This is a genomic window from Stenotrophomonas sp. JAG2 (assembly GCF_041080745.1).
Taxonomy (GTDB): domain Bacteria; phylum Pseudomonadota; class Gammaproteobacteria; order Xanthomonadales; family Xanthomonadaceae; genus Stenotrophomonas; species Stenotrophomonas maltophilia_AA.
Genome location: NZ_JBEUMH010000001.1, coordinates 428,519 through 454,043 on the forward strand (window position 1 = coordinate 428,519; position 25,525 = coordinate 454,043).

Sequence of the window (25,525 nt, forward strand, 5' to 3'; positions counted from 1 at the left end):
CGTGGCGCGCGGCGGCCGCGAGGACGGACGGCGCGCATTCTTCCAGGGATCATTCACTACGGGACAGCTCCAGCTTGCGGGTACGCCAGAAATCGGCGTTCTTGATGCCCAGGGCATCGGGGTCGAAGGTCGGATCCAGGCCGAGCTTCTTTTGACGCTCATAGTCGCGCAGGGCCAGCATCGCTGGCTTCTGCACGATCAGGATCGCGATGATGTTCAACCAGGCCATCAGGCCCACGCCAATGTCGCCCAGCGCCCACGCCATGCCGGCATTGTGGAACGCACCGAAGATCACCATGCCGATGATGCCCAGGCGCAGCAGCAGCACGGTCAGCGGACGCTTGGCGTTGTTGTTGACGTAGGTCAGGTTGGTTTCGGCCATGTAGTAATAGGCCATGATCGTGGTGAAGGCGAAGAAGAAGATCGCGATCGCCACGAAGGCCGCGCCGAAGCCCGGAATGACGGTTTCCACTGCGGCCTGCGCATAGCCCGCGCCTTCGGCCACACCGGCCAGGCCGGCGAATACGGGCGCGCCGCCCGGCACCGGCGAATACACGTTGTAGGTGCCCGCGGCCAGGATCAGGAAGGCGGTGGCGGTGCACACCATCATGGTGTCGAAGTAGATCGCGAAGGCCTGCACGTAACCCTGCTTGGCCGGATGCGAGACCTCCGAGGCGGCCGCCGCGTGCGGGCCGGTACCCTGGCCTGCCTCGTTGGCGTAGATGCCACGCTTGACGCCCCACTCCACCGCCAGGCCCATCATCGCGCCGAAGGCCGCATGCGCGCCGAAGGCGCTGCTGAACACCGTGCGGAACATGTCCGGCACGCGGTCGTAGTTGATGATCATGATGACGATCGCCATCAGGATGAAGGCCGCCGCCATGAAGGGCACCACCACCTCGGCGAAGTTGGCGATGCGCTTGACGCCGCCGAAGATCACCACGGACAGCAGCAGCGCGACCACGACGCCGATGCCCAGCTTGAGCGCCTGCACCGATTCCAGGCCCATGAACTGGCCATCCAGCGGCCCGCACAGGCTGCCGCCGCGGCAGGCGTTGATGATGCTGTCGGCGATCGCATTGGCCTGCACGCCCGGCATCAGGAAGCCGGTAGCGATGATGGTCGCCACGGCGAAGGCCAAGGCATACCACTTCAGGCCCATGGCCTTTTCGATGTAATACGCCGGGCCACCGCGGTAGCGGCCTTCGGCATCCTTGGTCTTGTAGATCTGCGCCAGGGTGCATTCCACGTACGACGTGGAGGCACCGAGGAAGCCCATCACCCACATCCAGAAGATCGCACCGGGGCCGCCAAAGGCGATGGCGGTGGCCACGCCGGCGATGTTGCCGATGCCCATGCGCCCGGCCATGGACATGGCCAGCGCCTGGAACGAGGACACGCCCGCGTCGGATTTCTCACCGCGCACGGTCAGCCGGCACATCTCCATGAAACCGCGGATCTGCATGAAACGGGTACGGGCGCTGAAGTACAGGCCTGCGGCAAGACACAGGAAGATCAGAGCTTTGCTCCAGATGATCCCGTTGATGAAACTGACTACTTCTTCCACGCGCTCTCTCCAGTCGGCGGAAACAAAAGGAACGTCCCCGTCGGCTGGGACCCGGTCGATTCTCCACGATCCGCGCCGGGCTGCGTAGTGGCAATTTCGATGAATGGGCGACAATGCCGCCCATTCCGCTCAGGCATGGCCGCCCACGGAGGGGGTTTCGGCTTCCTGGCGGGCCAGTTCGCGCGCCACCGCTTCCGGCGAACGCGTATACGGCGCCAGCAGCGAGTAGAACGCCGGCACCACGAACAGCGACAGGAAGGTGGACACGGTCACGCCGAAGATCACCACCACGCCGATCGTGCCGCGGCTGGCCGAGCCGGGACCCCCGGCCACCACCAGCGGGATCGCACCGACCACGGTGGCGATGGAGGTCATCAGGATCGGGCGCAGGCGCACCATCGCCGATTCGACGATGGCCTGGTGCACGTTGCGGCCCTCGTCGCGCAGCTGGTTGGCGAACTCCACGATCAGGATGCCGTTCTTGGCCGCCAGGCCGACCAGCATCACGATGCCGATCTGGCTGAACAGGTTGATCGTGCCGCCGCTGACATACAGCCCCAGCAGCGCCCCGAGCACGCCCAGCGGCACGGTGAGCATGATCACCAGCGGATGGATGAAGCTCTCGAACTGCGCGGCCAGCACCAGGAACACCACCAGCAGGGCCATCGCGAAGGTCAGCAGCACGGCGCTGCCGGCGTTCTGGTACTCGCGCGATTCGCCCTTCCAGCTGACCTGCGCGTGCTGCGGCAGCTCCTCGCTGGCCACCTGCTGGGCCCAGGCGATCGCTTCGCCCAGCGGATAGCCCGGGGCCAGGCCGGCGTTGATGGTGATCGAGCGCAGGCGGTTGAAGCGGTTGAGGCTGCCGGCTTCGGCCACTTCGCTGAGCGTGACCAGGTTGGACAGCGGCACAAGCTCGCCACCACTGGCGCGCACCCGGATCGCGGCCAGATCGGCCGGCGAGGCGCGCCCTTCGCGGCCGGCCTGGACCAGCACGTCGTACTCCTCGCCGTTGTCGACGAAGGTGGTGACGCGGCGCGAGCCCATCATGGTTTCCAGCGCGCTGCCGATCGCGGTGACCGACACGCCCAGATCGGCCGCACGCTGGCGGTCGATGTTCACGCGCATCTGCGGGCGGGTTTCCTTGTAGTCCGAGTCCGCGCCGACCAGGCCGGGGTTGTCGGCCATGCGCAGCAGCATGCGGTCACGCCACTGTGCGATCTCTTCGTACTCCGGGCCACCGAGCACGATCTGGAACGGCTGGCCCTGGCTGCGGACCAGGCCGCCACCGACCTGGGTGCGCACGCGCACGCCGCGCAGATCGTTGAGGTGGGTCTGCAGCTCGGATGCCACATCCGGGGTGGAGACGTCGCGCTGGCGCCACGGCTGCAGGAACACGCTGATGCGACCGGTGTGCATTTCCTCGCTGGCACCGAAGCCGCCAGGCACGCGCGGGTTGGCGCGCACGATCGGCTGGTCTTCACCGACGAAGCCCGACACGATCTTCTCGACCTGCTGGACCTGGCCGACGGTGTAGTCGAAGCCGGCCCCTTCCGGGCCATCGATCATGATCTGGAACGAGCCGCGATCTTCGGCCGGGGCCAGTTCGGAGGGCAGCACCTTGAGCAGCAGCGCGCTGGCCAGCAGCGACAGGATCATCACCACGATGTAGATCCAGGTGCGGGTCACGTGCGCTTCCAGGAAGCGCCCGTAGGCCGCCGACAGGCGATCCAGATTTCGGTTGATCACCCCGTGCAGGCCCTTCGGTGCCTGGCCGGTATGCGGCTTGAGCAGCTTGGAGGCCATCATCGGGGTCAGCGTCAGCGACACGAACGCCGACAGCGCCACCGCCGCGGCCAATGCCACGGCCAGCTCGCGGAACAGCCGACCGGTATTGCCTTCCAGGAAGCCGACCGGCAGGAACACCGCGACCAGCACCGCCGTGGTGGCGATCACCGCGAACGCCACCTGCGTGGTGCCGCGCTTGGAGGCGACCAGCGGCGGCTCGCCCAGATCGATGCGGCGCTGCACGTTCTCGACCACGACGATGGCGTCATCCACCACCAGGCCGATACACAGCACCAGCGCGAGCAGGGTCAGCAGGTTGATCGAGAAGCCGAACGCATACAGCGCGATGAAGGCGGCGATCAGACACACTGGCACCGTCACTGCGGGAATCAGGGCCGCGCGGAAGCTGCCCAGGAACAGCCAGATCACCGCCAGCACCAGCAGCATCGCCTCCACCAGCGTGGCGTAGACGCGATCGACGGCGGCTTCGATGAAGGTGGTGTTGTCGAAGGCGACGAAGATGCGCGTGCCTTCCGGCAGCGTGCTGCTGATCCGCTCGGCTTCGGCGCGCGCTTCGCGGGCGACATCCAGCGCGTTGGCGGTGGAGGTCTTGACGATGCCCAGGCCGATGTTCGGCTCGCCGTTGCTGCGGTAGTAGGCGCGGCGTTCGGACGAGGCCAGTTCGATCTTGGCCACATCGCCCATGCGCACCACGTAGCCGTCGGCGCCCTTGCCCAGCGGGATCCCGGCGAAGTCCTCAGGTTTGACGTAGTTGCGCTCCACGCGCAGGGTGAAATCGCGGTCGGCGGATTCGATCCGGCCGGCCGGCAGTTCGACGTTCTCGTTGCGCAGCGCGCTTTCCACGTCGCCCACGGTCAGGCCACGTGCGGCGAGCTGGTCGCGGTCCAGCCAGATCCGCATCGCATAGCGCTGGCGGCCGCCGATGCGTACCTGCGCCACGCCATCCAGGCTGGAGAAACGGTCGACGATGTAGCGGTCGGCGTAGTCGCTCAGCTCCAGCGTGTCCATCGAGGTCGAGCTCATGTTGAGCCAGATGATGGGATCGGCGTCGCTCTCGACCTTGGCGATTTCCGGCGGCCGCGCCTCTTCGGGCATGCGGTCGGCGACGCGGCTGACCGCATCGCGCACGTCGTTGGCGGCCGCTTCGATATCGCGGTTGGAGGTGAACTCGATGCTGACCTGCGAGCGCCCGTTGGAACTGCGCGCGTTGATGGTGTCGATGCCTTCGATGCCGGCCAGGGCATCTTCCAGCACCTGGGTGATGCGGCTCTCGATGACCGCCGCGGAGGCACCGGTGTAATCCACCGAGACCGACACGATCGGCGGATCGATGGCAGGCAGCTCACGCAGGGTCAGGCGGGTGAACGACATGAAGCCCAGCACGACCAGCAGCAGGCTCATCACCACGGCGAAGACCGGCCGCTGGATGGAGACGTCGGAGAGTTTCATCCGGCGGCGTCCGGTTCGGCCGTCGTCGGCGCGGCCGGCCTGAGCGGTGCAGCCTCCTCGGCCTGGATCTTCAGGCCCGGGCGCAGCTTGCCGGTGCCGTCCACCACGATGCGGTCACCGGCGGTGAGGCCGTCGCGGATTTCGACCACGCCACTGCGACGCGCGCCGGCGGTGATGTCCACCCGCTCCACGATGTCGTCCTTGGCGACCCGGAACACATAGGAATCGCGCCCGACCTGGACCACCGCGATTTCGGGGATCACCAGTGCCTGGCGCTCGGGGCGGAACATCCGCACATCCAGCAGCATGCCCGGGCGCAGGGCGTGATCGGCGTTGATGAAATCGGCGCGCACGGTGACCGCGCGCGTGCCCGGATCGACCCGGGTATCGATGGTGGCGACCTGGCCTTCGAAGTTGCGGCCCGGATAGGCCACGCTGGTCGCGTTGACCTTGTCGCCGGTGCTCAGCGAGGCCAGCTCGGCTTCGGGCACCTGGAAGTCCACGTGCATGCGCTCGATGTCGTCCAGCGTGGTGATGGCCGTGCTCGGGGTGACCAGCGAACCGGCACTGACCTGGCGGATGCCGAGCACGCCGGCGAACGGTGCGCGCACGCGGCGATCACCGATATCCGACTGCATTTCACGCACGCGTGCATCGGCGGCATCGCGGATGGCGCGCTGCGTATCCAGGGTGGAGCTGGCCACCAGCTGCTGGGCGGCGAGTTCGCGCTGACGCTTGTACAGCTGGTCCGCTTCCAGGAACGTCGCCTGAGCCTGCAGCAGGGCCGCTTCCTGGGCCTGGCCGCGCAGGGTCACCAGGGGCGTGCCGGCGCTGACCTGCTGGCCACTCTCGAAGTGGACCGTCTCGATGATTTCGCTGACCTTGGCGGTGATCGTCACCGACTCGCGCGCCTTGGCGGTGCCCAGTGCCTGCAGGGTGTCGCTCCATGCCGAGGTCTGCACCACCTGGGTGGTGACCGGTACGGCGTCTGCCTGCCGGCGAGCGGCCTCGTCTTTACTGCCACACCCTGCCAATGCGACCAAGGCGATGCCAGCGGCGAAGCGCGCTGCGATGCGTCCCAACATGTAATGCAATCCCGGTTGTTTCTCGACCGCCGAGTGTATAGAGGGGTCGAGCCGGGGCATATGTGCCAAGCGTTTACCGGGGTCTTCACATCTGCCGGTGACGGGCGAAAGCCCTTTCGTGCTGGGAGGCAGCGAACGTGTATCGCCATGTATCGGCGCATGTCGAAGCGCGCGTCACCCTGCTGCCCTGTCGTGGCTGGCGCCGGAGACGCCGGGCGAGGCGTGAGTGCCCCGCCCGGCAGCCGGACTCAGTAGCGGTAGTTCACTTTCAGCCAGGCGGTGCGGCCGGGCTCGTTGATCCGCACCGGATCGGCCGGGAAGCCAAAATCGGCGCTGCCGGCGAGGTTCAGGTGCTCGCTGTAGGCGCGATCGAACAGGTTGTCGACACCGGCACTGAGCAGCAGCGCCGCGTTGAACCGGTAGCTCGCGTTCAAGGCCACCGTGGCGAAGCCGGCGCTGGGCCCCAGATCGCGGGCGACCACGTTGCCCTGCCCCGCCGCGACCCGCCCCTGGCGGGAGACCGCACGCGCCAGCGCACCGACGGACCAGCGCTCGCCTTCCCACGCCGTGCTGAGCCGGGCTTCCAGTGGCGGCATCTGCGGCAGCGCGCGGCCGTCGCTGCGGTTCTCGCCCCAGGCATAAGCCAGCGTGCCGCCGAGTTTCCACTGCTGCGCCAACTGCCACTCCGCGCCCGCCTCGGCGCCGGCAATGCGCGCATCGACATTGCTGGCCTGGCTGGTGCTGCCCGTCATGCCGCCGTCGCGGTAGGTGAACAGGATGTAGTTCTGGATGCGCCCGGCATAGGCCGAGACCCAGGCATTGAGGCGATCGGTGCGGTACTGCAGGCCGAGATCGAGCTGGGTGGTCTGCTCCGGCTGCACGCCGGTGAACGCATTCACCGCGCCGGCCGGGCCGAGGTCCGGCGAGAACAGCTCCCAGTAGTCGGGCATGCGCTCGCTGTGGCCGACACCCGCGTACCAGGTCAGGGCGGGCGCGACGTCACGCTCGAAGCGGACGAAGCCGCTGCCCAGGTTCTCGCGGCGGGTCTGCCCGGCGGTGGGATTCGGCATCGCCATCATGCCGCTGGTGGCGCGCTCGTCCTTCACCTCGGCACGGTCCATGCGCAGGCCACCTACCCAGCGCTGTGCGGTGCCCTCGCCCAGGGTGATCTCGGTGAACGCGCCGAGGTTCTCGAAGCGCGCATCCGTGCGCCACGGCTGCTGCCGGTACACATTGCGCCCCATTCCATTGCGGCTGCGGTGACGGCTGTCCTGCGCGTCCACGCCGGCCACGATGGCGATGTCCTGCCAGCGCCATTCCGAGGCGATACGGCCACCGGTGGTGCGGCGATCGACGTTGGACGCCATCGGCATCGGCATGCTGCTGGCCGGGTTCGGCGTGCGCAGCGTGTAATTGTCCATCACGTGGTCGGCGTCGTTGTAGTACAGGTTCGCCTGCAGCTTGTCCCACGCACCCGGCAGGTTGTCCTTTTCGAAGCGAGCGGCGTAGCTGGTGCGTTTGAACGACGCGCCGTCCATGCCGCGACCGGCATAGCGCGCGATCGCATCGCCGGTGCCGGCCGAGAGTTCCAGCACGGTGTCTGCATCGGGCGTCCAGCCGACGGCCACGTCGCTGTTCCACTTTCGCCACCTGGAGGGGACCACGTCGCCGTTGCCGTCCTTGTAATCATCCGATTCGGAGCGGTTGCCGTTGACGCGTACATAACCCGGCGAGGCGCCGGCGGTGAGGTCGAGCACCTGGTCGTTGCGGTTGCGCGAGCCGACCAGCGCGCTGGCGTTGATGTCCATGCCCGGCTGGTCGAAGCGCGGCGTATCGCGCTCGAAGCGCACCGTGCCCGCGGAAGCACCGGCACCCCAGCGCACGCTCTGCGGCCCCTTGATGATGGTCAGCCGATCGAAGGTTTCCGGCGCGATGTAGGACAGCGGGTTGTCCATCCGCGAGGGGCACGCACCGATCAGATTGCCTTCGTTGCTGACGATGTTCAGGCGCGAGCCGAACATGCCGCGCAGCACCGGATCGCCGTTGGTGCCGCCATTGCGGATCGCGGAAAAGCCGGGAACCGTCTTCAGATAGTCCGCGCCATCGCTGGCCGGGACCGGCTGGCGCGGCAGGCGCGGATCGGTGACCCAGTGCAGTGGCGAGGACGGCGCGGAGGCGGTGACCACCAGCGTATCGAGGGTGCGGGCGTCGTCGGCGGCCGCATGCAGCGGCAACGCGACCAGGGCCAGCGACAGGGAAACAGACAGGCGCGTCAGTGCGCCCGCGCTGCGGGAAGAAACGTTCATGGTGGAACTCCAGAAAAGCACGCAGGCACGCGTCGCCATCACGGCGACACGGGCAGGAAGGGCGGTGGTTTCAGGAGATCGCGGGCGGGCCGCGGGCGGCGTGGGCCGGCCAGCGCAGGCTGCGGGGCGTGGGCACGGCGCGCAGGACGCGCGGTGCGATGACCGGCATCGCCGGCAACAACAGGATCAGGACCGCCAGCCACGGCATCAGGCGCGAGGCCATCATGCAGTATTCGCAGGCGTCACCATGCCCGGCGTGCTCGCTCATCGGCGTGTGCTGCATGTCGCCGTGCTGCATGACGTGATGTTGACCGTCGTGCTGCGGCATGGCGTGCCCGGCGTGGGCATCCGGCAGCGCCGGCAGCGCGTGGGTCATGCCGGCCGGCATCAGCATCACCGGCGCCTCGGCATGCGCCTGCTGCCAGCGGCTGACCAGCGGCGCCAGCGCCATCAGCAGCGTCGCCACGAAGGCAAGCTGCAGAAAGACGGCATACGGGCGACGGCGGACGTTCACCCCGTCATGGTAGCGCCCGACCGTTGGCAGGGCAGCCCGAAGCCCTGCGACCAACCGTCGCAGCGGCTTCAACCGGCGCCATCGACGCGTCTGGGGGACTAGCCCCCTGAGTCAGGGGGCGGCCGCAAAGCGGCCGGGGTGTGGGTGCTGGTGAAGAGGGGCCCGCGGTTTGCGCAGCAAAGCGTGGGAGCGACAGCGCGAATGCGTTGACGCGTCCCGTTAGACGGTGATGGTCTGCGTCAACGACTCCCAGGTCGGCGGCAGCGGCCAGTTGGCCTCCTGGTTGCCGTCGATCACGCGGCGCAGGTCGCGGGTGTCGATCTGCGGGGCCAGCACGTGCACCAGCTCCAGCGCGTAATCGCGCAGTACGCGGTCACGGGGCAGCACCGCCCAGGCGATGCACTCGTCGATCGGCGCCGGGGCCGGCCACGCGCGCAGGTCTTCATCACTGGCGTTGACCGCCATTTCCGCGAGCAGGCCGACGCCCAGGCCGGTGCGCACATAGGTCTTGATCAGGTCCGCATCGAGGGCGGTCAAGGCGATGTCCGGGCTCAGTCCGGCACTGGCGAAGGCGCGCTGCAGCGAAGAACTGCCGCGGGTGGAGGATTCGTAGCTGATCAGCGGATGGCTGGCGAGCGCCTGCAGGTCCGGCGCGGCGCCCGGGCGGTCCAGCGCGTGACCGCGCGGCACCAGCACCAGCCGGCGCCAGCGGTACAGCGGAATGGCCAGGCCAGCCGTGGGCTCGCCGCCGGCGGTGCTGATGATGGCGATGTCCGCATCACCCTGGCTGAGCAGATCCAGCGCATCGCTTTCGGCGGCCTGCTGCAGATGCACGCTGACCTGCGGGTAGGCCTGCTTGATCCGCGCCACCGCCGGCGGCAGTACGAAGCGCGCCTGGGTGTGCGTGGTGGTCAGCACCAGCTGGCCCTGGCTTTCGCGCCGCTGGTTGGCCGCATAGGTGCGGATGTTGTTGGCTTCGCCGAGGACGGCGCGGGCGCGGCCGATCACTTCCACGCCGGCCGGGGTCACCGCTTCCAGGCTGCGGCCCTTGCGCACGAACAGCAGGAAGCCCAGTTCATCCTCCAGCTGCTTGAGCTGCTTGGACAGGCCGGGCTGGGTGGCGTGCACGCGGGACGCCGCCAGCGTGATGTTGAGCTCGGCGTCGGCGATGGCGACCAGATAGCGAAGTTGGGTCAGCGTCATGGGCGGGCGATACGGCGCATGGAGAGGGGGCCATCCGACTGTAGGGCAAATGCCGTCACCAGCTTATAACCAAACGTTGTTTAAGAAGGTAATCAGGTCATTTCGCGCGGTCATATGCCAGCGGTACGGTCTGACCGACCCCGGGCCGGCCGCGAGCAGGCGCCTGCCGCCGCCACCCGCCCGACCCTTCCCCGCCGCACGGCCCCCGGGCGGCAACGACTTCTCCGGAGCATCCCCATGGCCCTGTACGACTCCATCCTGGACACCATCGGCAACACCCCGGTGGTGCGCCTGCACCGCCTCGCCCCCGAGCACGTCACCCTCTATGCCAAGGTCGAGTCGTTCAACCCGGGTGGCTCGGTCAAGGACCGTCTGGCGCTTGCGATCATCCTCGACGCCGAAGCCAAGGGCCTGCTCAAGCCCGGCGACACCATCGTGGAGGCGACCTCCGGCAACACCGGCGTGGCCCTGGCGATGGTGGCGGCCGCGCGCGGCTACAAGTTCGTGGCCACGATGGTGGAGACCTTCTCGATCGAGCGCCGCAAGCTGATGCGCGCCTATGGTGCCAAGGTGATCCTGACCCCGGCCGCCGAGCGCGGCTCGGGCATGGTCCGCCGTGCGAAGGAACTGGCCGAGGAACACGGCTGGTTCCTGGCCAGCCAGTTCGCCAACCCGGCCAACCCCGCCTATCACCGCAACACCACGGCGCCGGAAATCCTGCGCGACTTCGCCGGCAAGCGGCTGGACTACTTCGTGACCGGCTGGGGCACCGGCGGCACCCTGACCGGCGTCGGCGAAGTGCTCAAGGTCGCCCGGCCCGAGACCCGCATCGTCGCCACCGAGCCGGAAGGCGCCGCCCTGCTCAAGGGCGATGAGTGGAAGCCGCACAAGATCCAGGGCTGGACCCCGGACTTCGTGCCGGAAGTACTCAACCGCGGGGTCTACGATGAGCTGCTGACCATCGACGACGCGCGGGCGATCGAGACCTCGCGCCGGCTCGCTGCCGAGGAAGGCATCTTCGTGGGCATCTCGGCCGGCGCCACCGTCGCCAGCGCGCTGGACATCGCCGCCAAGGCCGCGCCGGGATCGGTGATCCTGGCGATGCTGCCCGACACCGGCGAGCGCTACTTCTCGACCCCGCTGTTCGCCGACATCAACGAAGGCTCCGACGACGACTGGCTGGCCGGTCTGCCCTGATCCCCGCGTTGGTCCGTATGAACGGAACGCCCGCCCTGACCGGCGGGCGTTCTGCTTCCTGGCGCGCTTCATCTGCGGTGAAGCGATCCGGCGGCATCGTGTGAAGGTCAGCCAGCGCTCGCCGGGTCGCACTGCCTGAGACGACGATGACGCAGCCTAGATGTCCTGCAGGTTACGGTGCAGGTCAGGCACGTCATTTCGTTGTATGGACCCGGTATCAGTACGTAAGGAGCGGTACGCATGAAGATCGAAGTGTGGCAGGGCGACATCACGACCCTGGCGGTGGATGCGATCGTCAATGCGGCCAACGAATCCCTGCTGGGCGGCGGCGGCGTGGACGGCGCGATCCATCGCGCGGCCGGTCCGCAGCTGCTCGAAGCCTGCCGCGCCCTGCCGGAGATCCGCCCCGGCATGCGCTGCCCGACCGGTGAGGTGCGCGAGACGCCCGCGTTCGAGCTGCCGGCCAGGCATGTGTTCCATACGGTCGGCCCGGTCTGGCAGGACGGCCTGCGCGACGAGCCGGCGCTGCTGGCCAACTGCTACTGGAAATCGCTGCAGCTGGCAGAGAAGCTCGAGCTGGAATCGATCGCGTTCCCGGCGATCAGCTGCGGGGTGTTCGGGTATCCGCTGCACCAGGCCGCCCACATCGCCGCCACCGAAACGCTGACCTGGCAGCGCTCGCACCGCCAGCCGCGCCGGATCATCCTGGTGGCCTACAACGCGGCGACGTACAAGGCCTACCAGTCGGCGCTGGCCGCGCTGGGTCAGCCGGTCGAACCGTCGACCTCGGCGATCTTCGCGCCTCTGGCGTTGGGATCGCCGCCGGCCGCCGCGCACTGACGCGTCAGCCCACGCCATAGACCCACTGCGCGAAGAACGGCTGCAGTGAGCGGCCGGCCGCTGCTTCCATCGCACGCTGGAAATCGACGGTCACCACCGAGCGCCCATCGTTGGCCCGCGTGTAATCACGGAGGCCGCGCCAGAACGCGGCCTCGCCCATTTCGACGCGCAGCAGGTGCAGCACGTAGGCGCCCTTCTGGTACACCACCGCGCGGTCATCGCCGGTCGGCGCGTTCCAGTCCGCATACACCAGCGCGTGATCCGCCCCCTTGGCACGCAGCGCGTCCAACCGCATGCGCCAGATCGTCACCTGCGCCTGGTAGGCCGCCTCTCCCTGCGCCTGCTGGAGGTAGGCGGCGGTCATGAAGTTGGCCATGCCTTCGTTGAGCCAGAAGTGCTCCCAGCCGGCGCAGGTCACCCGGTTGCCCCACCACTGATGTGCGGCCTCGTGCGCCATCAACGCGGTCTGGCCGGGATCCTCCAGCAGTTGCTGGCCGTAGCGCTCGGACATCAGCGACAGCCCGGCCATTTCCTGCCCGATCGTGCGGGCCACCAGCGCCTGCTGATAGTCGCCGCGATACGGCAGGCCCGCGCGGTCGGCGAAGAAATCGAGCATCCCGCCGGTGGCGGTGAACACGCGCTGCAGCTGCGCGGGCGACCGCTCCCTGGACAGGAACCGCAAGCCGATGGCGCCATGCTGCTGCGTCGCTTCCTGATAGCGCCCCGCCGTGAAGCCATAGACATACCCCGGCATCGGCGTCTCCAGCTGCCAGCGATGTTCGATGCGTCCATCGGGAAGCGTGCGCAGCGGCAGCGCGCGACCGGTGCCCGCAGCCAGCAGGCCCGCCGGCAAGGTCACGGACAGGTCCAGCGTGGCGCGCTCGTCGGGGGCATCCACCGAGGGCATCCACTGACTGGTCGAGAAGATCGTGTAGACCTCGTCGCGCTCGGGGGCGAACTCCAGGCCGTACGGCGGTTCGCCGTGATAGCGGATCGTCACGCTGGCGGTGTCTCCCGGCTGAAGCGGTTCGGCCAGCGTGATCTGCACCTTCGCATCGTGCTGCGCGAAGGCCAGCGCGCGATCCCCCTGCATCGCGGCCGTCACGGTGAGCGCGCCGCTGTCCAGCGTCACTGCGCGCAGCTCCCGCTCGGCCCGGAACCGCAGCGTCTGCTGGCCGGTGACGCGCTTGTGGGCGATGTCCGGCACCAGCGCGACATCGTAGTGCAGCACATCGAAGCCACGCGGCGTCGATGCGTGCACCGCTGCGCTTCCCAGCAGCAATGACACCCCACACAGCGAGATACAGAGACGAACGAACATGGGATCCATCCACGCGAAGGTGGTTCGCATCGTGCCAGAGCACGCGTGCGTCTGCGCACCGCTGTCTCCCGCAAACAAAAACGCCGGCACGAGGCCGGCGTTTTCGTTGACTGCGGTCAGGCGTGAATCAGCCGTTCCACTTGCCCAGGGCGGCCTGGCCGTTTTCCTTGGCGCGATCGAAGATCGTCTGCTGCGCCTTGGCAACGTTGGCCTTGGTGTCCTTGGCCCACAGCTTCAGCGCGGCCTGCTGCATGGCGCGGCCGTAGGAGAAGCTCAGCGGCCACGGCAGGTTGCCCATCTGGTTCATGGCGTTCAGATGCGCGGTGGACTGCTCATCGCTCTGGCCACCGGACAGGAACACCACGCCCGGCAGGATCGCCGGCACGGTGCTCTTGAGGCACATCACGGTCGACTCGGCCACTTCCTCGACGTCGGCCTGCTCTTCGCAGCCCTTGCCGGAGATGACCATCGAGGCCTTCAGGATGGTGCCTTCCAGCAGCACGTTCTGCTGGTACAGCGCATCGAACAGCGAACGCAGGGTGGCTTCGGTGACTTCGTAGCAGGTCTCGATGTCGTGGTCGCCGTCCATGATCACTTCCGGCTCGACCATCGGCACCAGGCCGCATTCCTGGCACAGCGCCGCGTAACGGGCCAGCGCGTGGGCGTTGGACTCGATGCAGGTGCCCGAGGGGATGCTTTCACCGATGTTGATGACCGCACGCCACTTGGCGAAGCGCGCACCCAGCTTGTAGTACTCCTGCAGGCGCTCGCGCAGGCCGTCCAGGCCTTCGGTGACCAGCTCGCCCGGGCAGCCGGCCAGGGCATGCGCGCCCTTGTCGACCTTGATGCCCGGAATGATGCCCTGGGCCGCCATGTACTTGGCGAACGGGACGCCGTCCTTGGTGGACTGGCGGATGGTCTCGTCGTACAGGATCGCGCCGGAGATGTGCTCGTTCAGCTTGGGCGTGGTGAGCAGCAGTTCGCGGTAGGCGCGACGGTTCTCCTCGGTGTTCTCCAGGCCGACGCTGGCGAAGCGCTTGCCGATGGTGCCGGTGGATTCGTCGATCGCGATGATGCCCTTGCCCGGGGCGACCATGGCCTGTGCGGTTTCAGCCAGCTGTTCGATGCTCATGTACTTCCTGTGGCGGGTGCGGGAAAACCCCAATTATAGACCCCGCCTCCCGTGAACTGGCCGTCCACGGAATCTGGAAACGATTCCATCTGAAACGACGAACCCGCGCGGCCGTGAAGCCACGCGGGTCCGGGTGTTGCGGGGCGGTCGGTTAAAGCTCGCCCAGGCCGCTGGCACGGCCGTCTTCGCCCACTTCCAGCAGGCGCAGCGTGTTGGTGGCGCCATGGGTTTCCATGTGCTCACCGCTGGTGAAGACGACGCGGTCGCCGCTCTGCAGCTGGTTTGCTTCGAACAGCAGGCGGATGCTGCCGCGCGCGGCTTCGCGCGGGGTCAGGCCGCGGCTGTCGAAGTTGATCGGGAACACATCGCGCATCAGCGCCATCTGGCGGCGGGCGCCGTCATGGCGGGTCACCGCGAACACAGGCGCCGAGGCGCGGAAGCGCGACAGGTAACGCGCGGTGCCACCGGATTCGGTCATCGCCACGATCGCGCGTACGCCCACGTGCTGGGACAGGAACATGGTGGCCATGGCGATCGCCTGGTCGGCACGCTCCAGGTTGCGCGGCGAGGCACCGAAATCGGTCTCGGTCTGGAACTGGCGTTCGGCACCGAGGCAGATGCGTGCCATCGCTTCGACCGCCTTGACCGGGTACATGCCCGCGGCGGTTTCGGCCGACAGCATCACTGCGTCGGTACCGTCGATGACCGAGTTGGCCACGTCCAGCACTTCGGCGCGGGTCGGGATCGGGCTTTCGACCATCGACTGCAGCATCTGGGTAGCGGTGATCACCACTTTGTTCTGCGCCAGCGAGGCCTTGATGATCTTCTTCTGCAGGCCCGGCAGTTCGGCATCGCCGATTTCCACGCCCAGATCACCACGCGCGACCATGACCACGTCGCTGGCGTCGACGATCTCTTCGAGGTTGTCGATCGCTTCGGTGCGCTCGATCTTGGAGACCAGCGCGGCGTAGCAGCCGTGCGACTCGGCGATCTCGCGCGCGTCGTTCATGTCCTGCGCATTGCGGCAGAACGAGACGGCGATGAAGTCCACGCCGATCTTGGCCACGATGCCGATCAGTTCTTTGTCGCGCTCGGTCAGCGCGCCCAGCGACAGGCCACCGCCCTGCTTGTTCAGGCCCTTGCGGTCCGACAGCACACCGTCGTTGAGCACGGTGTTGATGATGCGCTCGCCCTGCACTTCGGTGACCTGCAGCTGCATCAGGCCATCGTCGAGCAGCAGGATGTCACCGGCCACCACGTCCTGCGGCAGGCCCAGGTAGCTCACGCCCACCTGGGTGGTGTCGCCAGCCGGTGCGTTCGGCGAGGCGACCAGATCGAAGCGGTCACCCGCCTTGAGCTTGATCTTGCCTTCGGCGAAACGCTCGATGCGGATCTTCGGGCCCGGCAGATCGGCCAGGATGCCCACTTCCACGCCCACGCGGGCAGCGGCGGCACGCACATCGGCGGCGCGCTTGGCCTGGCCGGACGGGTCACCGTGGCTGAAGTTGAGGCGAACCACGTTCACGCCGGCGCGGAAGAGATCCTCCAGCACGCCCGGCGGGTCGGTCGCCGGTCCGAGGGTGGCAAGGATCTTGGTGCGACGCTGACGCTCAATCATGGTTAATGGGCTCCCGTTAAAGGAGTGAAATTAGCACACCCATCACGTCCCATGAATACGATTACACCGCTGGCACGCTTGGGTTTCGCTGTTGTCCTGCAGACAGCCCGAGACGACCGGGCGGACAGTCGTTTGACCGCCCGGCGGCCAGCGCCAATCGCGGCGGGCCTTTGCGCGGGACATGCGGCGGCGTACGGATCGCCGCCGCGGCCCTCAATCGATCAGCGTGAGCAGGTCGTCCGGGGCCTGCGCGAGGTGCGCGGCCCCGGCCGCCGTGAGCTCTTCGGCACCGCCGAAGCCCCACAACACGCCGATATTGCGCAGCCCGTGATGACGGGCGCCTTCGATATCCATGCGCCGGTCGCCGATCATCCAGCACTGCCCCGGGGTCAACGACAGCCGGTGCAGCGCCTCGGCGACCAGCTGCGGCTTCTCGCTGCGGCTGCCATCCGGGGTGGCCCCGATCACGTCCTCGAAGCAGTCGCCGAACGGCAGGTGCTCGACGATGCGTCGCGCGTGCGGCTCGTTCTTGGCGGTGACGATCGCCAGCCGATGGCCGCGATCCTTGAAGGCCTGCACGACCTGGCCGATCCGCGGGTAGACCTCATGCTCGCGCCAGCCGACCACGTCGAAGCGTTCGCGGTAATACGTCACCGCCTGCTCGACCTGGGCCGGATCGTTGAACAACGGCGCGAAGCTGGTGCGCAGCGACGGGCCGATCCAGCGCCGCAGTTCGGCCTGCGGCGGGACCGGCTGGCCCATCTGCGTGAGCGCATGCGCCACGCACTGGGTGATCCCGACGGCCGAATCGATCAGCGTGCCGTCGAGATCGAAGAACAGGACATCGCGGCTCACGCGCCGCGAGCCTCCAGCGCGGCGACGGCCGGCAGGGTCTTGCCTTCCAGGAACTCCAGGAACGCGCCGCCACCGGTGGAGATGTAGCTCACCTCGCCCGCGATGTCGTACTTGTCGACCGCGGCCAGGGTATCGCCGCCGCCGGCGATCGAGAACGCCGGCGAGGTGGCGATGGCACGGGCCAGGGCTTCGGTGCCATGGCTGAAGGCCTCGAATTCGAACACACCGACCGGGCCGTTCCAGACCACGGTGCCGGCCTTGGCGATCAGGCCGGCGTACTGCTGCGCCGTTTCCGGGCCGATGTCCAGGATCAGGTCGTCCTCGGCCACGTCGGCGACGGCCTTCACCGTGGCTTCGGCGTCCGGCAGGAACTGCTTGGCCACGACCACGTCGGTCGGCAGCGGGATGTCGGCGCCGCGCGCCTTGGCATCGGCGACGATCTTCTTCGCGGTGTCCAGCAGGTCCGGCTCATACAGCGACTTGCCGACCGAGTAACCGGCGGCCGCGATGAAGGTGTTGGCGATGCCGCCGCCGACGATCAGCTGGTCGACCTTGCCGACCAGGCTGGAGAGCAGTTCGAGCTTGGTGCTGACCTTGCTGCCGGCCACGATCGCCAGCAGCGGCTGGGCCGGGGCGAGCAGCGCCTTGGCCAGCGCGTCCAGCTCGGCCATCAGCAGCGGGCCACCGGCAGCCACCGGGGCGAAGCGGATCACGCCGTGGGTGGAGGCCTGTGCACGGTGCGCGGTGCCGAAGGCATCCATCACGAACACATCGCAGAGCGCGGCGTACTTCTTCGCCAGCGCTTCATCGTCCTTGCCTTCGCCGACATTCATGCGGCAGTTTTCCAGCAGCACGATCGAACCCGGCGCGACGTCCACGCCGTCGACCCAATCGCGCACCAGCGGCACCTCGACACCCAGCAGCTGCGACAGACGCAGCGCCACCGGCGCCAGCGATTCCGCCTCGCTCCACACGCCTTCCTTCGGACGCCCGAGATGCGAGGTCACCATCACGGCGGCGCCCTTCTCCAGCGCCAGCTTCAGCGTCGGCAGCGACGCGGTGATGCGCTGCTCGGAGGTGATCTGGCCGTTGTCGATCGGCACGTTCAGATCCTGGCGGATCAGCACGCGCTTGCCGGAGAGATCGAGGTCGGTCATGCGAACGATGGACATAAGCAACTCTTTGGCTCTGAAGAAGGAAGGGCGCCGCACGGCGCAGGCCGTCATTGTCCCGGCTGGCGCGGTGCATCGCAAATTCATGACAGGAACGGAGGTAGGCGGCGACCGTTGGTCGTCGCGCTTCTTAACGGGGACGGAGGTAGTTAAGCGCGCTTAACTACCTCCGTCCCTATTTGGTTGGCGCAGCAGGCTGACTGCGAAGCCGCCGACGATCAGCACGCCGATCACCAGCAGCGCCCACAGCAGCCATTGTTTCCAGTCGCGCTGCGGCGCTACCGCGGCATCGCCAGCGAGTACCTGCGGTTCGCCCTGCATGCTCGCCTGCGCCGGCTGCCACTGCGCGCCGTGCTGTTCGCGCAGCTGCGCGATCACCGTGGCAACCGGGGCATCCTGGCGCTCCGCGCGTACGCTGCCGGCGGCTACCGTGTAGGGCGGCTCGCCCTGGCTGAGGAACACCAGCGCTTCGGGCTGGTAACCGAGCTTGAGCGTCGGGGCCGGCATCGACTGCGGCTGGCCGGCCACCAGCTTCCAGTAGCGGTCGCGCGTGCTGCGCGCCAGCGGCTGGGTCTGCGATTGGCGGCGGTCGGCGGCGTCCTGCAGCTGATAGGCCACCCAAGGGCCGGCCCGCACCTGCCACGGCTGGTCGGCATCGTCGCGGCTCAGCAGCGTCCACTGCACCACGCTGTTGTCGGCCGTCGCGATATCGGCCTGCGCGATCGGGAAGCGCCCATCAAGCTGATACTCGAACTCGCCGGGCTTGCCGGCGGTGCCGGTCAGCGACTGCCAGCGCCAGGCGATCGCCTGCGCGGTCGGCGCCAGCTCGGCCTGCACCGTGGACAGCGCCGGCAAGGCATCGGCACCGATCGGCAGGATGCGGAAATACCGCGCCTGGCGGGCGATCTCGATGCGGCGCTGCTGCAGGCGGCGGCCTTCGTGCTGCAGGTCGACCAGTGGCACGTCATCGGCAATGCGCAACCAGTCGCGCAGGTCGTTGCTCATCTCCACGCGCACGCGCGCCTGCAGGGGCGCCTGCGTCTGCCAGTCCAGGCGCAGCGCCTGCACGCCGGTCTTCAGCGCGCTGGCGTCGATCAGCCAGCCTGCGGGTTGTCCGGCCGCCCCGCCCCGCCCCAGCCGCGCCTCGACCCGGCGCACGCTGCCGTCGGTGTTGCGCTCGGTGAGCAGCTGCAGGTCATCGCCGGAGGTGCCGGCCATCGGCGGCAGCGGGAACCAGGACAGCGTCTGCCACTGCGGTGCCTGCGCCAGCGGCTGGTCGGCGGCCAACAACGCCGACGGCAGTGCCTGGCCCTGCGCGTTGAACACCTGCACATCGGCCAGACGTGGCGACACCGCGGTGCGGTACACGCCTTCGTCGAGGGTCAACCGGTACGCACCCGCCTGCGGCTGCGCGAGCTGCAGCGGCCATTGCTGGCGATAGGCCTGGCGGCCATCGGCGGCCTGGGCCTGGGCCTGGGCCTGGGCCTGGGCCAGCGCCGGAAGCGCCAGCGCGGCAAGGAGGATCAGCGGGCGAAAGGTCTTCAAGACTGCGACTCCACGGCGGGGTCCGGCGCGCGCGGCGGCGCCGGTGCCAGATAGCCCACGACCGTGCACAGCAGGCCGTAGGCGATGAAAGAAGAAATCCCGAGCAGGTTGCCCAGATGCTGGCGATCGATCAGTACCAGCTTGGCCAGCACCACGCCCATCAGCACCGCACCCACCAGCCACAGGACGCGTTGCCCGCGGCGCGAGCCCCACACCCAGCTGATCACGCCGAGCACGCTCCACACCACGGTCAGGCTGGTCTGGGCGAGGGTCGAGGACCACAGGCGCTCGTTCCACGGCACCCCGCCCCAGTGATGCACGGCATGCAGGGTGATGCTGGTCAGCGCGACGAAACCGGCAATCGCCAGCACCGGGATGCGGATCGCGCGAAGGCCCTCCGGCGCCTGTCCGGACCACAGCCAGCGCGCGGCGAGCACCAGTACTGCCAGCTGCACCAGTTCCACCGGGTTGAGCAGCGGCAACCACGGCAGCGGCGCAGCGCCGGCCGGCACCAGCAGCAGGCCCGTCCAGCTCACGCCGAGCACGGCGAACAGCGTGCATTGCAACGCGCCGCGCATGCGATCGAAGCGTTCGCCCAGCGGCACCGTCAGCCACGGCCAGCGCAGCAGCGCCACTGCAGTAACCAGCAGCCACGGCAGCAGCATCAACGCCAGGCCCCAGCCCTGTGCCAGCGCGAAGCGGTCGGCCAGCCACAGGCAGGCCAGCGACACCACGGTCGGCCACAGCAGCCACCACAGGAACTGCGCCGCCAGCGACGTGCGGTCGTCACCCGCACGCAGGCACCACAGGCTGCGCACGCCCAGCAGCGCGAACACCGCCCAGGCCAGTGCGCCGTAGCCGGCGAACGGTTGATCGTGCACATCGGCCTGCCACAGCGCCAACGGGAACGCGGCCAGCACCATCGCCAGCGTGGTCAGCACCAGCGCGCGCGCCGGCCAGCGACGATGCATCTCGGCGGCCAGCCAACCGGTCACCGCCGCAGCGATCAGCACCGCATCGGGCTCGCTGCGGTGGGCGACGAAGCGCAGGATCTCGTGGCTGACGCTGCCCAGCCACCACAGCAGGCCCCAGAGGTAGTAGACGATGGCCGGCGCATCCTGCTGCGCACGGCGATAGCTGAAGGCCGCGGCGAACCCGGCCAACCCCAGCAGCAGGCCGCTCATGAAGGTCGGGTTGGCGATGGCCGTGGCATCGAGATGCCAGTAGTCCGCGCCGACCACGAAGCCGAACGCGGCGCCCAGGGTCAGCAGCGCACCGGCGATCTGCGGCAGCCAGCGCTGCTGGCGCAGGCCCAGCCAGGCCAGCGCCGCCCCTTCCAGCGCGAACACGCTGGCGGTGGCGCGTGCGGACAGCGCCAGCGGCACCGCCAACGTGGCGAAGCCCACCGCGAGTACCGCATGCGACTGGCCCAGCGCGGCATAGCGCTCGCGCTTGATCAGCACCCACGCCAGACCCGCATACAACGCAGCCAGTGCCAGCGAGCACAACGCCAGCAGCAGGCGGTCGTCATGCAGCAGGCCGGCCTGCAGCGAGAACGCGATCAGCGGCGTGCCGAACACCAGGCTGCCATCGATCAGGTCGCGCTTCTCCGCGCTCTGCCGACGCGCATAAAGGATCGGAATCAGCAGGTAGAAGGCGAAGAACAGCAGCAGGAACGGCTCGGTGCTGGCGAACTTGTCCGCGCTGTACTGGAGCACGCCCCAGGCGGTGCCGATGCCGAAGGTGAAGGCGAAACCGAGCAGGTTCAGCGCGCGCCACGGACGCCACCAGGCAATCGCCAGGATCGCCGCATTGAGCACGGCGTAATACGAGAACAGCGCGACATGGTTGCCGCTGCCAGTGGACAGCCAGATCGGCGCCATGAAGCCGGCCAGGATGCCGAGCACAGCCAGCGTGCGCGAGTTCTGCACCACCGCCAGCACGCCCATGCCGGCAATCAGCAGCACGCTGAGCGCGAAAGCCGGCACGGCGGGAATCAGGTCGTAGCGCTTGAACGCGGCGAAGATGGTCAGCAGCAGGACGCCGATCGCCCCGCCCTGCAGCGCCAGCGCGAACAGGCGCCGGGTATCGCGCTGCACCCAGCCGAACACCAGCCCGGCCAGCGCCGCCACCGCGATGGCGGCCAGGCGCAGCTCGATCGGGGCGTTCAACCAGCCCTGGTCGCTGGCGTACTTGAGCAGCGCGGCCACACCGGCCAGCAGCACCAGCATGCCGATCTTGACCGGCACGTTGCCCTCGGTGAACCACTGCTTGATGGTGCCGACGATGCGTTCGCCGATGCCTGGGCCCTGCGGTTCAACCGGCACCACCGGCGGTGCGGGCCTGGGTGGCATCGACGCCGAGGACGGCAGCGGTGGCGGCATGGCGGCCGCCGCTGCGGGTGCAGCCACGGTATCCGCGGTCTCGACGGGCCTCTTGACCCCGGGCTGCAGGGCGAAGTCCAGCGGCGCGGCCACGGTGTCGACGGATTCGATATCCGTCCAGCGCAGCGGCCGTTCGGGTTCGGCTGGCGCCGGCGCGGCGTCCCAGGCGGACTCGGCCGCGCGGTGTTCCAGCGCGGCCACGCGGCGGCGCAGGCCCGCGATCATCACCAGGGCCACGATCAGCAGCAGCGGGATCGCCAGCAGTACCAGCACCAGCAGGACAATCAGAGCTTCCATTCCAGGCCATCCTCAAGAGGGTTGCCACGGCTGCACCGGGCAGGCGCAGTGCCGGCGGCACGCGGGCCATGCTAATGGATCGGCGGTACGCGCGGGATCACGGGCATGAATGGTCCGCCTGAAACGACAGACCCCGGCACGGGGCCGGGGTCTGTGGAATGACGCAGGGGCAGCGCTGGCTTATGCCGCGACGACCTTGACCATTTCCAGGCACTTGTTGGAGTAGCCCCATTCGTTGTCGTACCAGGACACCAGCTTGACGAAGGTGCTGTCCAGCGCGATGCCGGCGTCGGCGTCGAACACCGAGGTGTGGGTTTCGCCACGGAAGTCGGTCGCCACGACCTTGTCTTCGGTGTAGCCCAGGATGCCCTTCAGCGCGCCTTCGCTCTGTGCCTTCACTTCAGCGCAGATCTCGGCGTAGGTGGCTTCCTTCTCCAGCTCGACGGTCAGATCGACCACCGACACGTCCGAGGTCGGCACGCGGAAGCTCATGCCGGTCAGCTTCTTGTTCAATTCCGGGATCACCACGCCGACGGCCTTGGCCGCACCGGTCGAGGACGGAATGATGTTTTCCAGGATGCCACGGCCACCGCGCCAGTCCTTGTTGGACGGGCCATCGACGGTCTTCTGGGTCGCGGTCGCGGCGTGCACGGTGGTCATCAGGCCACGCTTGATGCCCCACTTGTCGTTGATGACCTTGGCCAGCGGGGCCAGGCAGTTGGTGGTGCACGAGGCGTTCGAGACGATCGCCTGGCCGGCATAGGTCTTGTCGTTCACGCCGAACACGAACATCGGGGTGTCGTCCTTCGACGGCGCCGACAGGATCACCTTCTTGGCGCCCGCATCGATGTGCTTCTGCGCGGTTTCCTTGGTCAGGAACAGGCCGGTGGATTCGATGACGACGTCCACGCCGACTTCGTCCCACTTCAGGTTGGCCGGATCGCGTTCCTGGGTCAGGCGGATCTTCTTGCCGTTGACCAGCAGGTCGTTGCCGGACACTTCCACGTCGGCCTTGAAGCGACCATGCACGGAGTCGTACTTCAGCATGTACGCCAGGTAGTCCGGCTCCAGCAGATCGTTGATGGCGACGATTTCGATGTCATTGCCGAAGTTCAGCACGGCCGAACGCAGCACGTTGCGCCCGATGCGACCGAAACCGTTGATGCCAACCTTGATTGCCATGTTCACAAGCTCCTGCAGCCGCGACGGTGCGGCGCCGATGGAAAGGGGTGTTCATTCTAGCAGGGCCGGAACCGGCCCGGCCCGGGGAAGACGAATGGGAACCGGTTACAACGGTAAATACCCGGATTGATCCGGATCAAGGCGCACAGCGGCGCGGGCGGGAAAACTGGCGCCATTCCAACCCGCCACGAGACCGTCTCATGCGCAAGACCTCCCCCCTCCTGCTCTCCAGCCTGGCCGCCGCCCTGGCGCTGGCCGCCGCCCCCGCCATGGCCCAGTCCAAGGGCGACTGGACGATCGGTGCCGGCGTGCACCAGGTCGCCCCGAAGTCCAACAACGGCTCGCTGGCCGGCGGCACGCTGAAGGTCGACGTCGACAACGACATCAAGCCGACCATCACCGGTGAGTACTTCATCGCCGACAACCTCGGCATCGAGCTCCTGGCCGCGTTGCCGTTCAAGCACGACATCAACATCGCCGGCCTCGGCAACGTGGGCAGCACCAAGCACCTGCCGCCGGTGGTGTCGCTGCAGTACCACTTCAACAGCACGGGCAAGGTGTCCCCGTTCCTGGGCGCCGGCATCAACTACACCACCTTCTTCAGCGAGAAGACCGGCGGCGCGCTGGCCGGCAGCAAGCTCAAGATGGAAGACTCCTGGGGCCTGGCCGCCCATGCCGGCGTGGACTTCGCGATCAACGACAAGGGCTCGCTGCGCGTGGACGTGCGCTGGATGGACATCGACAGCAAGGTCAAGCTCGACGGCGAAAAGATCGGCACCGTCAACATCGACCCGCTCGCCTACGGCGTGTCGTACGTGTTCAAGTTCTGATCGGCGGATCAGAACCCAACAAGGCAACACCCTCGCAGCAAGACAGTTTCCCCGGCTTCGGCCGGGGTTTTTTTTGGTTCTTCTTCCACCTTCGTGGTACGCCTGAGGCGGCGGTTAGTGGGTCGGGCGCTGGGCCTCGATGCCCTTGCCGGCGAATGTCCCCCGGCGTCGGCCTGCGGCCGCCCCCTCCTCCTTGATTTCGCCCACAAGGGCATCGCGACCCACGTATCCAGACCATTGGCGCCGCACACCAAACGCCGGTGCGCCCGTGCGCCTTGCGAGTACCGCAGGCCGAGCGCCGTAGCGGCTGGTAGGCTCCTGGGCAAAATAAAGGAGGAGGCCGTCGCCGCCAGGGGGCGGCCGGGGGACATTTGCCGAGGAGCCTGCCGGTCGCTGCGGCGCGTGACGCTCGCGGTTACCCTGCGGCCAACAGATGCCGCGCTGCGGCCTGCGCATGCAGCGTCGTCGTATCGAACACCGACACCGTCGCATCCTGCGCGCCGACCAGCAGCATGATCTCCGTGCAGCCCAGGATGATGCCCTGCGCGCCGCGCTCCACCAGCCGCTGCATCACCGCGCGGAACGCCTCGCGCGACGCCGGCAGCACCCGCCCCTGCACCAGCTCGTCATAGATGATCCGGTGCACCGCCGCGCGATCATCGGCCTCGGGAACCAGCACCTCCAGGCCGTGCGCCCGGGTGAGCCGCCCCTTGTAGAAGTCGTGCTCCATGGTGAACGCGGTGCCCAGCAAGCCGATCCGCTGCAGCCCGGCGGCCTTGATCGCCTCGGCGGTCGGGTCGGCGATGTGCAGCAGGGGAATCGCGATCGCCGCCTGCACCGCGTCGGCCATGCGATGCATCGTGTTGGTGCAGATCACGATGGCCGTCGCACCCGCGCCCTGCAGCCGCTGGGCGGCATCGATCACGCGCTGGGTGGCGGTGTCCCAGTCGCCGGCATGCTGCAGTGCCTCGATCTCGGCGAAATCGAACGACCACAACAGGATCCGGCCCGAATGCAGGCCGCCCAGCGTGTCGCGCACCTGCTCGTTGATCAGCCGGTAATAGTGGGCCGAGCTTTCCCAGCTCATGCCGCCGATCAGGCCAACGATGTGGGCCATGGGTACCTCCGGTGTCCGCCCGATGCCAGGCACCCGGCGAGCCTAGCCCAAGCTGACCGGCGCTGCAGCCGGCCAGATCCTGGCAAGCCGGCACGGCGGCCGGCC

18 protein-coding genes are annotated in these 25,525 nt (G+C 68.1%); 3 read left to right on the forward strand and 15 right to left on the reverse strand.

What is annotated here, in order from left to right:
* Window positions 1-49: 49 nt before the first annotated feature.
* The 6 genes from AB9O74_RS01825 to AB9O74_RS01850 form a co-directional block, all read right to left on the reverse strand.
* Window positions 50-1,567: an alanine/glycine:cation symporter family protein gene (locus AB9O74_RS01825; RefSeq protein WP_369348188.1), complete on the reverse strand. Its 1,518-nt coding sequence runs from the start codon at window positions 1,565-1,567 to the stop codon at window positions 50-52.
* A 129-nt stretch (window positions 1,568-1,696) separates the two neighbouring features.
* The gene (locus tag AB9O74_RS01830; protein WP_176988363.1) at window positions 1,697-4,822 is read right to left on the reverse strand and encodes an efflux RND transporter permease subunit; all 3,126 of its coding nucleotides are present in this window, start codon (window positions 4,820-4,822) and stop codon (window positions 1,697-1,699) included.
* Window positions 4,819-5,907 (reverse strand): efflux RND transporter periplasmic adaptor subunit, encoded by a 1,089-nt coding sequence (locus AB9O74_RS01835; protein ID WP_176988362.1) that lies wholly within the window; start codon window positions 5,905-5,907, stop codon window positions 4,819-4,821. The genes AB9O74_RS01830 and AB9O74_RS01835 overlap by 4 nt, the downstream gene beginning before the upstream one ends.
* Before the next feature lie 248 nt (window positions 5,908-6,155).
* Window positions 6,156-8,213 carry a TonB-dependent copper receptor gene (locus AB9O74_RS01840; protein ID WP_369348189.1) on the reverse strand — a complete coding sequence of 686 codons (2,058 nt, stop codon included), beginning with the start codon at window positions 8,211-8,213 and terminating at the stop codon, window positions 6,156-6,158.
* A gap of 70 nt (window positions 8,214-8,283) precedes the next feature.
* A complete protein-coding gene (locus tag AB9O74_RS01845; protein ID WP_369348190.1) occupies window positions 8,284-8,727 on the reverse strand; it encodes a DUF2946 family protein in 444 nt (147 codons plus the stop codon).
* Between the two features lie 219 nt (window positions 8,728-8,946).
* Window positions 8,947-9,930, reverse strand: coding sequence for a LysR family transcriptional regulator (locus AB9O74_RS01850; RefSeq protein ID WP_176988360.1), 984 nt, complete (start codon window positions 9,928-9,930; stop codon window positions 8,947-8,949).
* A gap of 237 nt (window positions 9,931-10,167) precedes the next feature.
* On the opposite strand from AB9O74_RS01850, the gene cysK reads away from it, so the two are divergent.
* Complete coding sequence (gene cysK, locus AB9O74_RS01855) at window positions 10,168-11,127, forward strand: cysteine synthase A (RefSeq protein WP_019183911.1); 960 nt, start codon at window positions 10,168-10,170, stop codon at window positions 11,125-11,127.
* Window positions 11,128-11,367: 240 nt separating this feature from the next.
* Window positions 11,368-11,967 (forward strand): O-acetyl-ADP-ribose deacetylase, encoded by a 600-nt coding sequence (locus AB9O74_RS01860; protein ID WP_369348191.1) that lies wholly within the window; start codon window positions 11,368-11,370, stop codon window positions 11,965-11,967.
* Between the two features lie 4 nt (window positions 11,968-11,971).
* Here AB9O74_RS01860 and AB9O74_RS01865 read toward each other — a convergent pair whose 3' ends face one another.
* From AB9O74_RS01865 to gap, 8 genes are all read right to left on the reverse strand, one after another.
* A complete protein-coding gene (locus AB9O74_RS01865) occupies window positions 11,972-13,288 on the reverse strand; it encodes a M1 family metallopeptidase (RefSeq protein WP_369348192.1) in 1,317 nt (438 codons plus the stop codon).
* 127 nt (window positions 13,289-13,415) lie between these two features.
* Window positions 13,416-14,420 (reverse strand): class I fructose-bisphosphate aldolase, encoded by a 1,005-nt coding sequence (locus tag AB9O74_RS01870; RefSeq protein ID WP_121039354.1) that lies wholly within the window; start codon window positions 14,418-14,420, stop codon window positions 13,416-13,418.
* Between the two features lie 151 nt (window positions 14,421-14,571).
* Window positions 14,572-16,038 (reverse strand): pyruvate kinase, encoded by a 1,467-nt coding sequence (pyk, locus tag AB9O74_RS01875; protein ID WP_121039358.1) that lies wholly within the window; start codon window positions 16,036-16,038, stop codon window positions 14,572-14,574.
* Between the two features lie 213 nt (window positions 16,039-16,251).
* Complete coding sequence (locus AB9O74_RS01880) at window positions 16,252-16,893, reverse strand: HAD hydrolase-like protein (protein ID WP_369348193.1); 642 nt, start codon at window positions 16,891-16,893, stop codon at window positions 16,252-16,254.
* On the reverse strand, window positions 16,890-18,065 hold the full coding sequence (locus tag AB9O74_RS01885; protein WP_369348194.1) for a phosphoglycerate kinase: 1,176 nt from the start codon (window positions 18,063-18,065) through the stop codon (window positions 16,890-16,892). The genes AB9O74_RS01880 and AB9O74_RS01885 overlap by 4 nt, the downstream gene beginning before the upstream one ends.
* Before the next feature lie 159 nt (window positions 18,066-18,224).
* The gene (locus AB9O74_RS01890; RefSeq protein ID WP_369348246.1) at window positions 18,225-19,592 is read right to left on the reverse strand and encodes a DUF3999 domain-containing protein; all 1,368 of its coding nucleotides are present in this window, start codon (window positions 19,590-19,592) and stop codon (window positions 18,225-18,227) included.
* Window positions 19,593-19,606: 14 nt separating this feature from the next.
* Window positions 19,607-22,291, reverse strand: coding sequence for a DUF2339 domain-containing protein (locus AB9O74_RS01895; RefSeq protein ID WP_369348195.1), 2,685 nt, complete (start codon window positions 22,289-22,291; stop codon window positions 19,607-19,609).
* A 180-nt stretch (window positions 22,292-22,471) separates the two neighbouring features.
* Window positions 22,472-23,473, reverse strand: coding sequence for a type I glyceraldehyde-3-phosphate dehydrogenase (gene gap / locus AB9O74_RS01900; protein ID WP_121039371.1), 1,002 nt, complete (start codon window positions 23,471-23,473; stop codon window positions 22,472-22,474).
* A gap of 200 nt (window positions 23,474-23,673) precedes the next feature.
* On the opposite strand from gap, the gene AB9O74_RS01905 reads away from it, so the two are divergent.
* Window positions 23,674-24,303 (forward strand): OmpW family protein, encoded by a 630-nt coding sequence (locus AB9O74_RS01905; RefSeq protein ID WP_369348196.1) that lies wholly within the window; start codon window positions 23,674-23,676, stop codon window positions 24,301-24,303.
* Window positions 24,304-24,718: 415 nt separating this feature from the next.
* Here AB9O74_RS01905 and AB9O74_RS01910 read toward each other — a convergent pair whose 3' ends face one another.
* Window positions 24,719-25,420, reverse strand: a complete 702-nt coding sequence (locus AB9O74_RS01910; RefSeq protein WP_369348197.1) for an aspartate/glutamate racemase family protein — start codon at window positions 25,418-25,420, stop codon at window positions 24,719-24,721.
* Window positions 25,421-25,525: the final 105 nt, after the last annotated feature.

Excerpts from the sequence above, each read along its gene's own strand:
- AB9O74_RS01870 (WP_121039354.1), bottom strand. The coding sequence starts at position 14,420 with ATGAGCATCGAACAGCTGGCTGAAACCGCACAGGCCATGGTCGCCCCG.
- gap (WP_121039371.1), bottom strand. The coding sequence starts at position 23,473 with ATGGCAATCAAGGTTGGCATCAACGGTTTCGGTCGCATCGGGCGCAAC.
- cysK (WP_019183911.1), top strand. The coding sequence starts at position 10,168 with ATGGCCCTGTACGACTCCATCCTGGACACCATCGGCAACACCCCGGTG.
- pyk (WP_121039358.1), bottom strand. The coding sequence starts at position 16,038 with ATGATTGAGCGTCAGCGTCGCACCAAGATCCTTGCCACCCTCGGACCG.
- AB9O74_RS01860 (WP_369348191.1), top strand. The coding sequence starts at position 11,368 with ATGAAGATCGAAGTGTGGCAGGGCGACATCACGACCCTGGCGGTGGAT.
- AB9O74_RS01830 (WP_176988363.1), bottom strand. The coding sequence starts at position 4,822 with ATGAAACTCTCCGACGTCTCCATCCAGCGGCCGGTCTTCGCCGTGGTG.
- AB9O74_RS01840 (WP_369348189.1), bottom strand. The coding sequence starts at position 8,213 with ATGAACGTTTCTTCCCGCAGCGCGGGCGCACTGACGCGCCTGTCTGTT.
- AB9O74_RS01835 (WP_176988362.1), bottom strand. The coding sequence starts at position 5,907 with ATGTTGGGACGCATCGCAGCGCGCTTCGCCGCTGGCATCGCCTTGGTC.
- AB9O74_RS01910 (WP_369348197.1), bottom strand. The coding sequence starts at position 25,420 with ATGGCCCACATCGTTGGCCTGATCGGCGGCATGAGCTGGGAAAGCTCG.
- AB9O74_RS01895 (WP_369348195.1), bottom strand. The coding sequence starts at position 22,291 with ATGGAAGCTCTGATTGTCCTGCTGGTGCTGGTACTGCTGGCGATCCCG.
- AB9O74_RS01865 (WP_369348192.1), bottom strand. The coding sequence starts at position 13,288 with ATGTTCGTTCGTCTCTGTATCTCGCTGTGTGGGGTGTCATTGCTGCTG.
- AB9O74_RS01905 (WP_369348196.1), top strand. The coding sequence starts at position 23,674 with ATGCGCAAGACCTCCCCCCTCCTGCTCTCCAGCCTGGCCGCCGCCCTG.
- AB9O74_RS01885 (WP_369348194.1), bottom strand. The coding sequence starts at position 18,065 with ATGTCCATCGTTCGCATGACCGACCTCGATCTCTCCGGCAAGCGCGTG.
- AB9O74_RS01850 (WP_176988360.1), bottom strand. The coding sequence starts at position 9,930 with ATGACGCTGACCCAACTTCGCTATCTGGTCGCCATCGCCGACGCCGAG.